Genomic DNA, 14,453 nt, shown 5'->3' on the forward strand with positions numbered 1-14,453 from the left:
ACTCCTGACGGGTCTAAATAATACCGTTCGTGACCGCTCTCGGAGACACACGATTCAAGGCTGGCGTCTCGTCGGGATGGGCCACAGAGCAGCCCGTACGCCCGTCCATCGCGCACAATCGATGGCCGACCGTCACAGCCGTTCAGTCGCGGTCGCCATCGCCGTTGTCAGCCGGCACCGTCTCTTCGACTTCTGACGCTGTCTCCTCGACCTCGCTTGCCGTTTCCTTGGCCGCTTCGACCTCGTCGGTGACTGATTCAGCGGTCTGTTTCGCATCGCTGGTCCTATCCTTGACATCAGTCGTTTTGTCTTTCAGTTCAGTCGTTTTGTCTTTCGCTTCTGTCGCTTTGTCCTTGACCTCGGTTGTCTTGTCTTTGACTTCCGTTGTCTTGTCCTTGACTTCGGTCGTCTTGTCCTTGACCTCGGTGACCTTCTCAGCGGCGTCCTCGTCGCCAGCCTCGGTCGCAGTCTGTTCGACTTCGTCGGCCGTCCGCTCGACTTCGTCGGCTGTCTGTTCGACCTCGTCGACGGTTTCCTCCACTTCGTCAGCAGTCTGTTCCACCTCGTCGGCGGTCTGCTCAACTTCGTCGGCGGTCTGCTCGACATCCTCGGCGGCCTTGTCGACCGTCTCAGCGGCGGTTTCGACCTCGTCGGCGGTCGTCTCTAGCTCCTCAGCTGTCGTTTCCAGTTGCTCGGCGGCCTCTTCGAGTTCAGCGGCTTTGGTGGCGACATCCTCGTTCGTCCGTTCGAGGACGTTCGCGAGGACGAGAAACTGTAGCAACCCGACGACGACGAACGCCGAAATGGCGATGCTGGCCGCGGTCGCAAGTACCGACACCGCGCCGGCACCGAGCGGGAGAACGCCGAACTCGGCCAGCCCCCAGGCCAGCGCCAGACTGGCGGCGACGACCATCACAGCCTGTTCGAAGAGCTGGTACTCACGCTCGTACGGCCCAAACATGAGCGCTTCGAGCCGGCGGGCGAGCGGTGTGAGGACGAGTGTAGCAGTACCCATGGCGGACCTTTCCCATCACAGCGTAAAAGCATGCGGGTCACTGGCGTCCGCACGCATCGGACCGACACGCTTTCGACGGCTGCCGCCGGACCACCGGCCATGTTTCCCGAGTTCGAGGTCATCCCCGCGGTCGATATGCAGGACGGACAAGTGGTCCAGCTTGTCGGCGGCGAACGCGGCACGGAGAAAACCTACGGCGACCCGGTCGAGGCCGCTCAGCGGTGGGTCGACGCCGGGGCGAAGACGCTCCACCTTGTCGACCTCGACGGCGCGTTCGAGGGCGAGCGACAGAACGCGGCGGCCATCGACGCCGTCCTCGACGCAGTAGGAGCCGATGTGGACGTGCAGTTGGGCGGCGGCATCCGAACCGCCGAGGACGCCGTCTCGCTGCTGGACCGCGGACTGGACCGCGTCATCCTCGGAACCGCCGCCGTCGAGACGCCGGAAGTCGTCGGCGAAATCAGCGCCGAACACCCCGGCAGTGTGCTGGTGAGCCTCGACGCGAAGGACGGCGAAGTCGTGGTGTCGGGCTGGACCGAGGGGACCGGACTGGACCCCGCTGACGCTGCCGAGCGGTACGCCGACCTCGGGGCCGGCGGCATCCTGTTTACCGACGTGGACGTGGAAGGCCAGTTAGAGGGCGTTCGCACCGAGCCGGTCCGCCGGCTGGTCGAAGCCGTCGACATCCCCGTCGTCGCCAGCGGCGGCGTGGCAACCATCGACGACGTGCTGGCGCTCCGGTCGTCCGGGGCCGCCGCCGTCGTCGTCGGCAGCGCGCTCTACGAGGGCCAGTTCACGCTCGACGCGGCGATTGACGCCCTCGACGAGTCATCGGAATAGGTCGGGGTAGCTGAACGCATAACTGTGTGGCGCGCTCACAAGATGTATGGACCGCAACGAGGTGCGCCGCGCGTGGGACAGCGTCTCTGAAACCTACGCCGAGCGGCGTGACCCGACCGGATCGGACGCAGCTCTGCTCGACGATTTACTCGAACGCCTCTCCGAAGCGCCGACTGTCCTCGACGTGGGCTGTGGTGACGGCGCGCGGACGCTTGCGAACCTCCCGCCGAACAGCGTCGGTCTCGACTTCTCCAGAGCGGGGCTGGACCTCGCCGCCGAGACAGTGCCCGACAGCCGGCTCGTGCAGGGGGACATGACGGCGCTCCCAGTCGCGACCGACAGCGTGGACGCCGTCACTGCCTATCACGCCGTCTTTCACGTCCCGCGAGACCAGCACCCGACTGTCTACCGTGAGTTCGCTCGCGTGCTCCGTCCGGGCGGTGTCGTGTTGCTGACGCTGCCGAGCGGCCAATTCGAGACCGTCCGGCGGGGCTGGATGGGCGGGTCGATGTTCTTTTCGGCACCGGGCCGGCGGGCGACGCTCGACCAGTTGGCCGACGCCGGCTTCACCGGGACGGAGACGGTCACTGCGACGGACCCGCTCGGGAGCGACAGCGAGTTCGTCTTCGCCACGCTCGCCGCGGACTGAGTCACGCACGCAGGTCGTCGGCAGTGCTGACGTGCATCCCAACGAACTGCCACGGGCGAGCGTCGTCTGTGGCCACCAGCGTCCCGCTCCAACGGGTGTCGTACTCGTGACGGGCCCCGCTCTCGGCGTCGGTCCAGCACAGTCGCACGACGTCGCTGAACCACGCGTAGCCATCGCGCTCTGTCACCTCGAGCGCCTGGCTCTCGACGGCCCAGTCGGTCGTCGTCTCGGTCTGTTCCCGCAGTCCTGTCCTGATAGCGTCGGTCCCGGCCAACTGTTCAGAGATACCGAATTTGACCACCGAGCGGTCTTCGTCGGCGGCGAAAAAGGGGCCGAGCGGCTCGCCGGCCCGCAACGCTACGTAGTAAGCCTCGATGGTCTCTGTCGCATCCATATGCGACACTTGAGCCTGTGGCCCCTTCACTGGTCACGTCCGGCGGCTTCGACCACACTCTCCCGACCCGCAATCCTTACGCCGCGGACGGCCACACGGACGTGTATGACAGAGGCGACGGGAATCGTCGGAGAGTTCCTCACGCTCAAGGAGGGGACCGACGCGGACCTGCTGGCGATGCAGTGTGGCGACTTCTACGAGTTCTTCGCCGAGGACGCCGAGATCGTCGCCGACGAGCTCGACCTGAAGGTGAGCCAGAAGTCCTCACATGGCTCGTCGTATCCGATGGCCGGGGTCCCGGTCGACGACCTGACACCGTACGTCTCCGCGCTGGTCGAACGGGGCTACCGGGTCGCCATCGCCGACCAGCATGAGACCGAGAACGGCCACGCTCGCGAGATAACGCGGGTCGTCACGCCCGGGACGCATCTGGAGACCGGCGACGAGTCGGCCCAATATCTCGCCGCGGTGGTTCGAGAGGCCGGCCGGGACGGCGGTGACACCTACGGCATCGCCGCGACGGACGTGACCACGGGCCAGTTTCAGGTTACACAACTGGACGACGCCGACGCGGGCGAGGCGCTGACAGAGCTGTATACGTTCGGGCCGGCCGAGATTCTCCCCGGCCCGGAGCTCCGGAACGACGACGCGTTTCTGGACCGCCTGCGCGAACGGACGGACGCGGCGCTGACGCTTCATGATTCAGCGTCGTTCGAACCGGGGCGGGCGAGCCACACCGTCCGCGAGCAGTTCGGGAGCGAGACGGTCGACAGCGTCGGTATCGGGGATCAGGACGTGGCACTGCGAGCCGCCGGCGCGGTGCTTTCCTACGTCGACGACACCGGTGTCGGGACGCTGGCGGCGGTCACGCGCCTCCAGGCGTACGGCGAGCGCGACCACGTCGACCTCGACGCAACGACCCAGCGCAACCTCGAACTCACCGAGACCATGCAAGGCGACAGCTCGGGGTCGCTGTTCGACACTATCGACCACACCGTCACGGCCGCCGGCGGGCGGCTGCTCCAGCAGTGGCTCCAGCGACCACGGCGAAACCGGGCCGAACTCCAGCGCCGACAGGCCTGCGTGGCGGCGCTGTCGGAGGCAGCGATGGCCCGCGAGCGGATTCGAGAGACACTGTCGGACGCCTACGACCTCGAACGGCTGGCCGCCCGGGCCACGTCAGGCAGTGCAGACGCACGGGACCTGCGAGCGGTTCAAGAGACGCTGGCGTTGCTGGGACAGGTTGCCGACGCCGTCACCGAGACGGAGCGGCTGGCCGAGTCACCGCTCGCCGAGGCGCTCGACGGCGCTGGCCGCGAGGCGGCCGACGCGCTGGCTGCGGAACTCGACAGGGCACTGGTCGCGGACCCGCCGGGGACAGTGCGCCAGGGCGGCCTGTTCAAGCGCGGGTACGACGACGACCTCGACGAAATCATCGACGAGCACGAGGCCGCCCTGGAGTGGCTGGAGACGCTGCCGGACCGCGAGAAGGAGCGGACCGGCATCACCCACCTCTCGGTCGACCGGAACAAGACCGACGGCTACTACATCCAGGTCGGTAAGAGCGAGACCGGCACCGTTCCCGACGACTACCAGCACATCAAGACGCTCAAGAACTCCAAACGCTACACGACGCCCGAACTCGACGAGAAGGAGCGGGACGTGTTGCGCCTGGAGGAGCGCCGCCACGACATGGAGTACGAGCGCTTCCAGGAACTCCGCGAGCGCGTGGCCGAGCGCGCCACGCTGCTGCAGGACGTGGGCCGGACGCTGGCGGAACTGGACGCGTTCGCGTCGCTCGCAGTCCACGCCGTCGAGAACGACTGGACCCGGCCGGCGGTCGTCGACGGCAACGAACTGTCCATCGAGGCCGGCCGTCATCCGGTCGTCGAACAGACCACCGAGTTCGTGCCGAACGACCTCTACATGGACGACGAACGGCAGTTCCTCATCGTCACCGGCCCGAACATGAGCGGGAAGTCGACGTACATGCGCCAGGCGGCGCTCATCACGCTGCTCGCCCAGGTGGGCAGTTTCGTGCCGGCGCGGTCGGCGACCGTCGGTCTGGTGGACGGCATCTTCACCCGCGTCGGCGCGCTGGACGAACTCGCACAGGGGCGCTCGACGTTCATGGTCGAGATGCAGGAGCTGTCGAACATCCTCCATTCGGCGACAGACGAATCACTCGTGATACTGGACGAGGTCGGCCGCGGGACGGCTACCTTCGACGGCATTTCAATTGCCTGGGCAGCGACGGAGTACATCGTCAACTCCGTCCGGTCGAAGACGCTGTTTGCGACCCACTACCACGAGCTGACGGCGCTGGGCGAGGAGCTGCCGACCGTCGAGAACGTGCACGTCGCGGTCGACGGCGAGCCACGCTCCGCGGAGGGCGACGGCGACGTGACGTTCCTCCGAACAGTCCGAGACGGACCGACCGACCGCTCGTACGGCGTCCACGTCGCCGATCTCGCCGGCGTCCCAGAGCCCGTCGTCGACCGGTCACACGAGGTACTCGACCGACTTCGTGACGACAAGGCCATCGAGGTGCGTGGCAGCGAGGGGGACGGCGGCGGAACGACACAGGCTGTGTTCGACTTGGAGTCGGGACAGTTCAGAGACGGCGTGGCCCAGTCGGGGGACACGACGGCTGGTTCGGCTGCTGAGCCGGTTGCGACCGACGGTGATCCCAAACACGTGCCCGGCGAGACCGCGGCTGATGCCGTCGATGGCGATGCAGCAACAGCGTCGCTCGACCCGGAAACCGAGGCTGTCCTGTCGGAGCTGACGGAGCTGGATGTCAACGAGACGCCGCCGGTCGAACTGATGGCGAAAGTACAGGAGTGGCAGGCCGAGCTGGACGACGCGTAGCGGGCAGCATCCAATTTTCAACCGAGATACTCGCGGGGGAAGGTGTATACGGGAGTTTTCACTGCTAGAAGCCAATGACCGACCGGATTCGCGTTCTCCACGTCGACGACGACACGGCTATCGTCGAGGCGGCCACGAGCGCTCTGGAACAGGCGCACTGTGGCATTACGGTCGAGACGGAGACGAGCGTCGCCGACGGACTCGAACGGCTCGACAGTGGGACGTTCGGCTGTGTCGTCGCGGGCTATGAGCTGCCGGAGCAGACCGGCGTCGAGTTCCTCGATGCGGTCCGCAAGCGAGCGCCGGACCTGCCGTTCGTGCTGTTCGCCAGTGAGGGGAGCGAAGCAGCCGCAAGCGACGCGATTTCCGCGGGCGTCACCGAGTACATCCGGGCCGATGGCGGGGCCGAACCGTACGCACGACTGGCACACACCGTCGTCGACGCCGTCGAGCGGACGGCCGATGACATCGAATACACACAGAGTACACGTCGTGAACGCGCTATTGAAGAGCTTCACTCCACCGCCAGGGCGTTCATGCGAGCCACGACTGCGGATGCGGTTGCGCAGATCACAGTGGACACTGCCAGGACAATCCTCAACATGCCGGCCAACGGCGTCCACTTCGCCGACGGCGAGCGTCTGTATCCGGTCGCCTGGACCGAACAGGTCGAGGAATTCCTCGGCACGCCGCCGATGTTCGAGGCCGGAGAATCACTCGCGTGGCAGGCTTTCGAAACCGGTGAGGCGAAGGTCCACGACGATATCACGTCGGTTCCGGGCCGGTACAATCCAGAGACCGATATCCGTAGCGAGATCATCCTCCCGCTCGGGGACCACGGCGTCCTCCTCGTCGGCTCGTGCGAGACAGGTGCATTCGATGAGACGGACGTTACGCTCGCACAGACGCTCTCCGTCCACGCGACAGCGGCCCTCAATCGTCTCGACCGCGACCACCAGCTCCGCGAGGAACGGGAGTTCATCGATCAAGCGCTCGATACGCTTGACGACCTCTTCTACGTCGTCGACACGGACGGCAGCCTCCGGCGGTGGAACGAGCGCATCCCCGAAGTCACAGGATACAGCGACGACGAGATCGACGGGATGTCCGTCTCTGAGTTCTTCCCGGGTGACGAGCACGAGACGATCGCTTCGGCGATACATGAGACACGAAGCGGCGGCCGGGTAACTGTCGAAGCAGAGGTCCTGACTGCCGATGGAGAGCGGATTCCATACGAGTTTTCGGGTACTCGGTTGACAGACACCGATGGAGCAGTTTCTGGGACGGTGGGTATCGGCCGGGACATCTCCCAGCACAGGGCATACGAACAGCAGTTGGAACGCCAGAACGAGCGCCTCAATGAGTTCACAAGCATCGTCAGCCACGACCTCCGGAACCCGCTGACTATCGCGGAGGGGAATCTGGAACTGGCCAGAGAAGAATGTGACAGCGACGCACTCGACACGGTATCGCGTGCCCACGAGCGAATGCGAGCGCTGATAGACGACCTCCTAGCGTTTGCACGTGCCGGCGAAACGGCGACCGACCTCGAAACCGTCGCGCTCGCCGACATCGTTGAGGAATGCTGGCAGAGTGTCGAAGATGAACAGGCAACGCTCGTCGTCGAGGACGACCGACAGATTCGGGCAGACACGGCAAAGCTCCGTCGACTGTTATCGAACCTTATCCGCAACAGTGTGGAACACGGGTCCGCGGGCACTCAGATGTCGGCTGACGGAGACGCTGACCAGCGTGGCGGGGGCGTAACTGTGCGAATCGGTGTCATTGAAGAGCTGGACCAGCACGGCTTCTACGTCGCCGACGACGGGCCGGGCATCCCTGAGGACGACCGCCAGCAGGCGTTTGAAGGAGGCTATTCGACTGGCGAGAGCGGGACCGGGTTCGGTCTCAAAATCGTCCAGCGAATCGCCGAGGTCCACGGGTGGACGGTCACAGCTACCGAGAGCGAGGCCGGCGGCGCACGGTTCGAGGTGACAGGCCTCGACCCCGCCTGAGCAGACCAGCCAGTCCCGAATGTGGGACAGCGACGACGACAGACCTACCGCGAGACGTGACTGGCCTTTTGGTTCTGAAGCCCTCAGTACTGGTCATGTCATCCCAGCGCCCTGCTCGGCAGGGTCCGCGGACCGCCGAGCAGTCGGCTGCGTCGAGAGACGGAGCGACGCCTGCACTCGCCGTCGAGGGGCTGTCGAAGCAGTTCGGCAGCGGTTCGGACGCGGTGACGGCCGTCGACGACGTGTCGTTTCGCATCGAGCAGGGCACGGTCGTCGGCCTGCTGGGACCCAACGGGGCGGGCAAGACGACGACGATAAAATCGATTCTCGGGCTGGTGTTGCCTGATTCCGGGAGTGTCCGGGTGCAAGGTATCGACATGAGCGAGCACCCGCGGGCAGCGTACCGTCACGTCGACGGGATGCTCGAAGGGGCGCGAAACGACTACTGGCGGCTGACTGTCCGTGAGAACCTGCGCTATTTCTCGACCATCAAGGGTGTCAAGCCGGCTGCTGTTGCCGACCGACACGAGCGCCTGCTGGCGAAACTCGACCTCCTGGAGAAGGCCGACGAACCGGTCCGAGACCTCTCCCGCGGGATGAAACAGAAGGTGTCGCTGGCGAGTGTACTTGCCAGCGAGTCCGAACTGGTGTTTCTCGACGAGCCGACGCTTGGGCTGGACGTCGAAAGCTCGCTGACGTTGCGGCGGGAACTGCGCCGCATCGTCGACGAGCGCGACCTCACAGCGGTCGTCAGCAGCCACGACATGGACGTCATCGAGGACGTCTGTGACCGGGTTATCATCATGAACGACGGGGAGATCATCGCAGACGACAGCGTGGCGGCTGTGCTCGACCAGTTCACCGCGAACGCCTTCGCCGTCACCAGTCCGGACATCACCGATGCCCTGCTTGCGACGATTCGGGAGCGCTTCGAGGTGGTCGACGTGACGAACGTCGAGCGGGGGCGGCGAGTCGAGGTGGCGACCGACAGCGACGGGTTCTACCGCTTGCTGGCCCTGTGCCGGGACCACAGCGTGACGCTGACTGGCGTCGGCACAGTCGAACCAGACCTTGAGGACGTGTTCGTCGAGATTACCGGGCAGGAACGGAAGGGGCCGGGCCGATGACCGCGAGCGCCGACACGCACACGGACGGCAGTGAGGATGCCCGTGCCGGCATGCAGGCGGGCTATCTCGATCTCGCACGGGCGGTGCTGTACCGCGAGTACCTCATCTTCGTCCGCTATCCGGCCAACGCCGTCGGCGGGGTCGTCATCTCGGTGTTTTTCTTCGGCCTGCTGTTTTACGGCGGTCGGATGCTCGCCGGGCAGGCGATAACAGACTCCATCGAGGGAATCATCGTCGGCTACTTCCTGTGGTCGCTTTCGGTCGGGGCCTACCAGTCGATTTCGAACGATATCGGCAGCGAAGCCCAGTGGGGCACCCTCGAACGGCACGTCATGACGCCGTTTGGCTTCGCGCCGGTCGCGTTCTGCAAGGGGGTCGCGAAAGTTGTCCGGACGTTCATCACCTCGACAGTGGTGCTTGCAGTGATGCTTGCGATTACCGGAACGTCGCTCCAGTTGAACGTCCTCACCGTCGTCGTGGTCGCGTCGCTGACTATCGCCTCGGTGCTGGGGCTGGGCTTCGCGGCCGGCGGCGTCGCGGTACTGTACAAACGCATCGGGAACTGGCTCAATCTGCTCCAGTTCGGGTTCATCATCCTCATCTCCGCGCCCGTGTTCGAACTCGGCTGGACGCGAATTCTGCCGCTGGCTCACGGGAGTGCGCTCCTGCAGCGAGCGATGGTCGACGGGACCCGACTCTGGCAGTTTTCCCCCGTCGACCTGGGCCTCCTCATCGGTGTCCCGGTCGGCTACGTCCTGTTCGGGTACGTCGTGTTCCAGTATACGACCCGGCGAGCCAGACGGCTCGGCGTGCTCGGCGACTACTGACCGAGGTAGACAGATGCTTTTACTTATGATGCCGGTAATGTGATACGTAACGCTGTCACTCGGACTGACCGCACAGCGTCAGGCAGTCCCCGCCCTGTACCCCACAAATGGTCACTCGACACCTCACCTCGGAACGACTGGTGCTCACCATCGCGACGGTGGTCGTCATTGGTGTGCTTGCGGTTGCGGTCTGGTCGCTCGCATTCGCGAGTACCGGGACCGCCGATCAACCTCAGATCAGCGCGGACGTGCAACAACGCTACGAGGCGATAGACGGCGTCAATTCGACACAGACAACCACTATCAGCCGGAACGGAACGGTCGCGAGTCGGACGACCTACGACGCCGTACTCCAGCCAGGGACACAGAAGAAACGGCTGGCAGTCATCAGCAGTACTGTCGACCGATACGATCTCCGGGTGTCGAACGGATCGGCGCTGTGGCTGTACGACCCGCGCCGCGCGAGCGCCACGCGCATCTCTCTCAGCAGGACAGAGTCAGACCGGGGTGAACGGCTGCAGCGCCTGGTTGCGAGTCTCAATACGTCCACGGCAGCCAACGCGACAAGCGAGCCACAGTCAGTTGAGCCGTTGCCCGTTGTGCCCCGCGGCGAGCAGCGGCCGAGCGTGTCCGCCGGCTCGATGATGGTCGGCTACCGCGGTATTGAATCGATTGACGGGCGTGAGGCGTACGTCATCCATGTGGCACCGAAAGACGACACAGCGGCCTACGAACAGACGATCTGGGTAGACACAGAGCGGTTCTTCCCGGTGAAAAAACGCACCGCATGGACAGCCGACGGTGAGCGAACAGTCGTGACGACGACGCATACGAACGTCACCTACGACACCGGTGTGTCAGCGGACGTGTTTACCCCTGACTTCCCGGACAACACGACTGTCACCGTCCCAGAGACACCAGACCAACAGACCTACGAGTCGATCGGTGCGCTCGAAGCCGACACCGAGGTCCGGGTTCCAAAACCCGACATTCCGCCGGGGTACGAACTGACCTACGCGACCCAGACGCAGGGACGAATCCACAGCGTCGGCCTCCGCTACGCGAACCGAACCAGTCTGATCACTGTTGCTAAGTACGACCGGCTGGTTGTCGGAGAGAACGCCGGCGAGGGAGTGACAATCGACGGGCAACCGGTACAGATCAGCTATGGGCTGACAACATCGGTGTCGTGGAACTGTGAGCGCTACCGGTACACGATTCGTGGTGAAGGAGTGTCTGCGGACCGACTCGTCACGGTCGGCCAGTCAATCGGCTGTCCCAGTAGCATGTGAAACACCCACGCTGGCATATCAAGCCGCCGTTTTCTGGGTCAGAAGTTCGACTGCACGTTATATTATGGAACCACTCCTCACTACAAGTGCAGCGGCCCTAACAACACCGTGCCACCACCGCCCTCCGGCGATAGCCGCTGTCTGTCCACCACACTGCCTAGGGTTCCCCGGGGTGCCACCCTGGGGAGGAATGTGGGCCAGCCGCCCGTGAACTGGTCCCCTCCCTCGCCCCACCTTCGCCCGAAGGAACTGCCCTGATCGCGCCGGTCTCCGCTGACACTGCGCCCTTCTCTAATGTGGCTGACTTCTGACTCGGAAACTGACGGGACCTTTTATTCAGGGACGGGGCGTTGGTCCAGTACGTGAGTGAGGACCCGGCCGTGGGCGACATCCTCGACCTGCTCAGTGACGAGTATGCCCGGGACATCCTCGCAGCAACGAGTGTCAAGCCTATGTCCGCGAAACAGCTCGCCGACCAGTGTGAGATGTCACAACCGACCGTGTACAGACGGGTCGAGTGGCTTCAGGAGTACGGCCTCATCGAGGAACAGACCCAGATAGAGACGGGCGGCAACGACTACAGCGTCTTCGCTGCCACGCTCTCGGAGTTCTCGCTGGCGCTTGCTGACGGTGATTTCGAAACCGAAATCGAGCGGACTGAACCCCCAGCGTTCCCGGGACAGGACGAACAGGACACCGCGGACCGATTCACAAAAATGTGGGAGAATCTCTGACATGGTTGCCATCGAGACACTGATGAACTGGCTCATCACCGCCCTTGCGTTTGGCTCGACAGTACTGGGTGGGTACGTTGGCTACCAGGCCTACCGCGGGTATCGACGGCACAACAGTCGCGCGATGCAGTACCTCTCGGTCGGGCTGTTCTGCCTCACGGCGGTGGCCTTCGTCGTCGCGTTTGTCGGCTCAGTCCTCCTTCGCCAGGGCCTGCTTCCCAGCCAGTTCCAGCAACCGCTGACGCTCGTCACTCGCGCCTTCCAGTTCGTTGGCGTGCTCTTTATCGCGTACTCGCTTCACTCTCGGGAGTGAGGCTCCGAGTGGTCTGCCCGGTGGACCGCGCGGTCTAACGACGAACATCTCAAGTCCGTCCGGTCAGAAGTTGTACCTATGGCACAAACGTCGGAGGAACGGCCGACGGTCCGGATCGACGGGACCGACCCACTACTGGTCCCCTGGGACGTGGCGCCCGCACAGCTCCCGTTCGATGTCGTCCGCGGGCCGGTCGCGTTCGAGTGTGCCTCAGGCGACCGGATCGAACGGAGGTACACCGGCGTCGCCGTGTTCGACCTGCTGGAGGCGGCGGCGATGCCCGGCGATACAACCCACGTCCAGTTCGAATCGATGAACGGCGACTTGGCGTGCATCCCGCTCGTCGACCTCAACGGCGCAGTACTCGCGCTGGGCGACGGTCCCGGAACTGAGCCGGAGCGACCGCGGTTCGTCTCGCCCCGCGTGCTTGGTCCGCGCACCGTGAAGAACGTCTGTCGACTGCGACCGCGCACGCTCGCTGCCGGCGCTGACCGCGAGGCCTACGAGCGGCTCCCGCTGGGGGAGTGATACGATACGAGTGACACTGGTCGAGTGGCTACTCCAGCAGGCCGATGTCCTTCGCGAGTCGGTCGGCGAGTTCCTCCAGTACGTCGGGGTCGACTTCGGCGACTGGCTCACCGTCGTGGAGCTGTTCGTTGTGGCGGGCGACGGCGTCCTCAACGTCCTTGAACGCGACCGAGGTCCGTGTCCCGCACTCCTCGCACACGACCGGGATTTCGGGCTGATCGGCTGTCATTGGCGGCAATTTATTTCGCTGCCCGATAAACGGTCCGGACCACGGGCTCTCACTCCAGAACGCTTTTCGGCCGCTTGAGGTAGAACGCCTGCTCAGTGACGCGTTCGTACACTGCATACAGCGTCTCGACGGCGCTCGGGTCGGGGTCGAACCGCAGATGCGGGGCCGTATGGTATGCCTTGCAACTGGTCAAGAAGAAGTACAGCGTCCGGTGGTGAGCCGGTGTCGCGTCCACAACACCCATTGATCGCTCGCCCAAGTCTCCCGAAAAGTCGTTGAGCAAGGCCGCGATATCGTCGTGCAGCTGCTCATCCGGTCGGGTGAGCGGCGCACCGAGTGTCTGCTGGAGGAACTCGCTGGTCGCCCGCAGGAACGGGTTCGAGTCCATGCCCGTCGGGTCCACGGTACTGAACGCGTCGTACAGGTCAAGCAGCGCAGTCAGTTCGCCGGCGGTCAGTGCGACCGGTTTGACGGGGTCGCCCTGCGGGAGCGAGTAGTCCGGGAACGAGTACGACTGCGGGTCCGGCACCTGTCCGAACACGGTATCAAGACTCATGGCGGCAGTTCGGTCGGCGGACGCCTAACAGTTGGGTGCCGTCTCACCAGAACGCATATTGTTGCGTGTACGGATATCCAGGCCGATGCCCTCCAGTACCCGGACGAACGCTCCACAGCGACGCCTCGAACCGACGGTCCCGCAGACGCCAGACGGCGTGGCACCCGCTCAGACGGAATCAGCGAGGGACCACGACTGATGCCGTCATTCACCGTTCGGCTGGCCGACGGGTGGCAGCGGGCGCGCGAAAAACTGCCGCTGGCACTGGTTCCAATGCTGCTGGCGGTCACGCAGACGGACAGTATCCGACAGATACTCACCTACGACGGAATCCACATCGGCATTAAGTTCGGCGTCCCCGCGTCCTTCGTGACTGTCTGGCAGTTCGTGAGTTTACCTGGCAGCGGTGTCACGGCAAATGTTGGCCTCCCTCTGTCGGCTCCGTTTGCGATGGTGGTCGTACCGGGAGTGCTATTACTACGTGCCGGTCTGAGTGCGGGTTACTTCGGAACTATCGCGGCAGAACTCCTCGGTCGACACGAGGGCTTCGCGATGAGCGTGCTAGCATACTTTGTCCCGTTTCTGGTGATAACTGCCCTCCCGTATGTTGTTCTCGTCCCACTGGCACTGGGGCTGTTTGGCTTCGGGAGCCTCGGTGAGGGGGGCGCGATAGTCGGCGCTGTGCTTCTTCTGATTCCAGCATTCATAGCTGCCGGGTATCTGTTCTGGGCCACGCCGTATCTGATTGTCCTGCGCCGGACTGGGTTTGTGGCAGCAGCCAGAGGCTCGTACCAACTGGCTGTCAACGGTGGGGCGTACCTCGCCTACACAGTCGGCTATCTGGGACTCGTTTTGCTCGTCTCAGCGGTGGCGACCGCTGTTGTCGTCAACGTCCCTGCGGTCGGCCTGCTCATCGGAATCGTAGGCGGCGGGTTTCTGGGGCTCGTACTCAATATCACGACGATGCGGTTCGTCGCTGACATCGATCCGCAGTGCCCCGCTGCCGGCGAGTGGCCCGAGCAGCACCGCAGCGGCGACAGTGTGGTCAATACGTAGGGAGGTG

Annotated in this window: 15 protein-coding genes; 11 read left to right on the forward strand and 4 right to left on the reverse strand. The window is 64.4% G+C overall.

Going from position 1 to position 14,453, the window contains the following annotated elements; genetic code table 11:
- Window positions 1-142 precede the first annotated feature (142 nt).
- Window positions 143-1,015, reverse strand: coding sequence for a hypothetical protein (locus D3D01_RS08290; RefSeq protein WP_121511863.1), 873 nt, complete (start codon window positions 1,013-1,015; stop codon window positions 143-145).
- Window positions 1,016-1,114: 99 nt separating this feature from the next.
- On the opposite strand from D3D01_RS08290, the gene hisA reads away from it, so the two are divergent.
- The gene (gene hisA, locus D3D01_RS08295) at window positions 1,115-1,855 is read left to right on the forward strand and encodes a 1-(5-phosphoribosyl)-5-[(5-phosphoribosylamino)methylideneamino]imidazole-4-carboxamide isomerase (RefSeq protein WP_121512095.1); all 741 of its coding nucleotides are present in this window, start codon (window positions 1,115-1,117) and stop codon (window positions 1,853-1,855) included.
- A 46-nt stretch (window positions 1,856-1,901) separates the two neighbouring features.
- Window positions 1,902-2,504 (forward strand): class I SAM-dependent methyltransferase, encoded by a 603-nt coding sequence (locus tag D3D01_RS08300; protein WP_101351252.1) that lies wholly within the window; start codon window positions 1,902-1,904, stop codon window positions 2,502-2,504.
- Window position 2,505: 1 nt separating this feature from the next.
- Here the strand turns inward: D3D01_RS08300 and D3D01_RS08305 are convergent, their stop codons facing one another.
- Window positions 2,506-2,898, reverse strand: a complete 393-nt coding sequence (locus D3D01_RS08305) for a nuclear transport factor 2 family protein (RefSeq protein WP_121511864.1) — start codon at window positions 2,896-2,898, stop codon at window positions 2,506-2,508.
- 105 nt (window positions 2,899-3,003) lie between these two features.
- Between D3D01_RS08305 and mutS the strand changes: the two genes are divergently transcribed.
- The 8 genes from mutS to D3D01_RS08345 all read left to right on the forward strand — a co-directional run bounded on the left by mutS (window position 3,004) and on the right by D3D01_RS08345 (window position 12,605).
- A complete protein-coding gene (gene mutS, locus D3D01_RS08310; protein ID WP_121511865.1) occupies window positions 3,004-5,769 on the forward strand; it encodes a DNA mismatch repair protein MutS in 2,766 nt (921 codons plus the stop codon).
- A 74-nt stretch (window positions 5,770-5,843) separates the two neighbouring features.
- On the forward strand, window positions 5,844-7,784 hold the full coding sequence (locus D3D01_RS08315) for an ATP-binding protein (RefSeq protein ID WP_121511866.1): 1,941 nt from the start codon (window positions 5,844-5,846) through the stop codon (window positions 7,782-7,784).
- Between the two features lie 95 nt (window positions 7,785-7,879).
- Window positions 7,880-8,911 carry an ABC transporter ATP-binding protein gene (locus D3D01_RS08320; protein ID WP_101351256.1) on the forward strand — a complete coding sequence of 344 codons (1,032 nt, stop codon included), beginning with the start codon at window positions 7,880-7,882 and terminating at the stop codon, window positions 8,909-8,911.
- Window positions 8,908-9,738: an ABC transporter permease gene (locus D3D01_RS08325; protein WP_101351257.1), complete on the forward strand. Its 831-nt coding sequence runs from the start codon at window positions 8,908-8,910 to the stop codon at window positions 9,736-9,738. Before D3D01_RS08320 ends, D3D01_RS08325 begins: the two co-directional genes overlap by 4 nt.
- 107 nt (window positions 9,739-9,845) lie before the next feature.
- A complete protein-coding gene (locus tag D3D01_RS08330) occupies window positions 9,846-11,030 on the forward strand; it encodes an outer membrane lipoprotein carrier protein LolA (RefSeq protein ID WP_121511867.1) in 1,185 nt (394 codons plus the stop codon).
- A gap of 362 nt (window positions 11,031-11,392) precedes the next feature.
- Entirely contained in the window at window positions 11,393-11,764 is a 372-nt protein-coding gene (locus D3D01_RS08335; protein ID WP_044952077.1) for a helix-turn-helix domain-containing protein, read from the forward strand.
- A gap of 1 nt (window position 11,765) precedes the next feature.
- Entirely contained in the window at window positions 11,766-12,077 is a 312-nt protein-coding gene (locus D3D01_RS08340; RefSeq protein ID WP_101351259.1) for a hypothetical protein, read from the forward strand.
- Window positions 12,078-12,155: 78 nt separating this feature from the next.
- Complete coding sequence (locus D3D01_RS08345) at window positions 12,156-12,605, forward strand: hypothetical protein (RefSeq protein ID WP_121511868.1); 450 nt, start codon at window positions 12,156-12,158, stop codon at window positions 12,603-12,605.
- A gap of 28 nt (window positions 12,606-12,633) precedes the next feature.
- Here the strand turns inward: D3D01_RS08345 and D3D01_RS08350 are convergent, their stop codons facing one another.
- Entirely contained in the window at window positions 12,634-12,834 is a 201-nt protein-coding gene (locus tag D3D01_RS08350) for a hypothetical protein (protein WP_121511869.1), read from the reverse strand.
- Between the two features lie 49 nt (window positions 12,835-12,883).
- Window positions 12,884-13,390, reverse strand: a complete 507-nt coding sequence (locus tag D3D01_RS08355) for a hypothetical protein (RefSeq protein WP_101351261.1) — start codon at window positions 13,388-13,390, stop codon at window positions 12,884-12,886.
- 198 nt (window positions 13,391-13,588) lie between these two features.
- Here D3D01_RS08355 and D3D01_RS08360 point away from each other — a divergent pair, with 198 nt between their 5' ends.
- The gene (locus tag D3D01_RS08360) at window positions 13,589-14,446 is read left to right on the forward strand and encodes a hypothetical protein (protein WP_121511870.1); all 858 of its coding nucleotides are present in this window, start codon (window positions 13,589-13,591) and stop codon (window positions 14,444-14,446) included.
- The last annotated feature ends 7 nt before the right edge of the window (window positions 14,447-14,453 follow it).

The organism is Haloarcula sp. Atlit-7R, assembly GCF_003666065.1.
Lineage (GTDB): Archaea > Halobacteriota > Halobacteria > Halobacteriales > Haloarculaceae > Haloarcula > Haloarcula taiwanensis.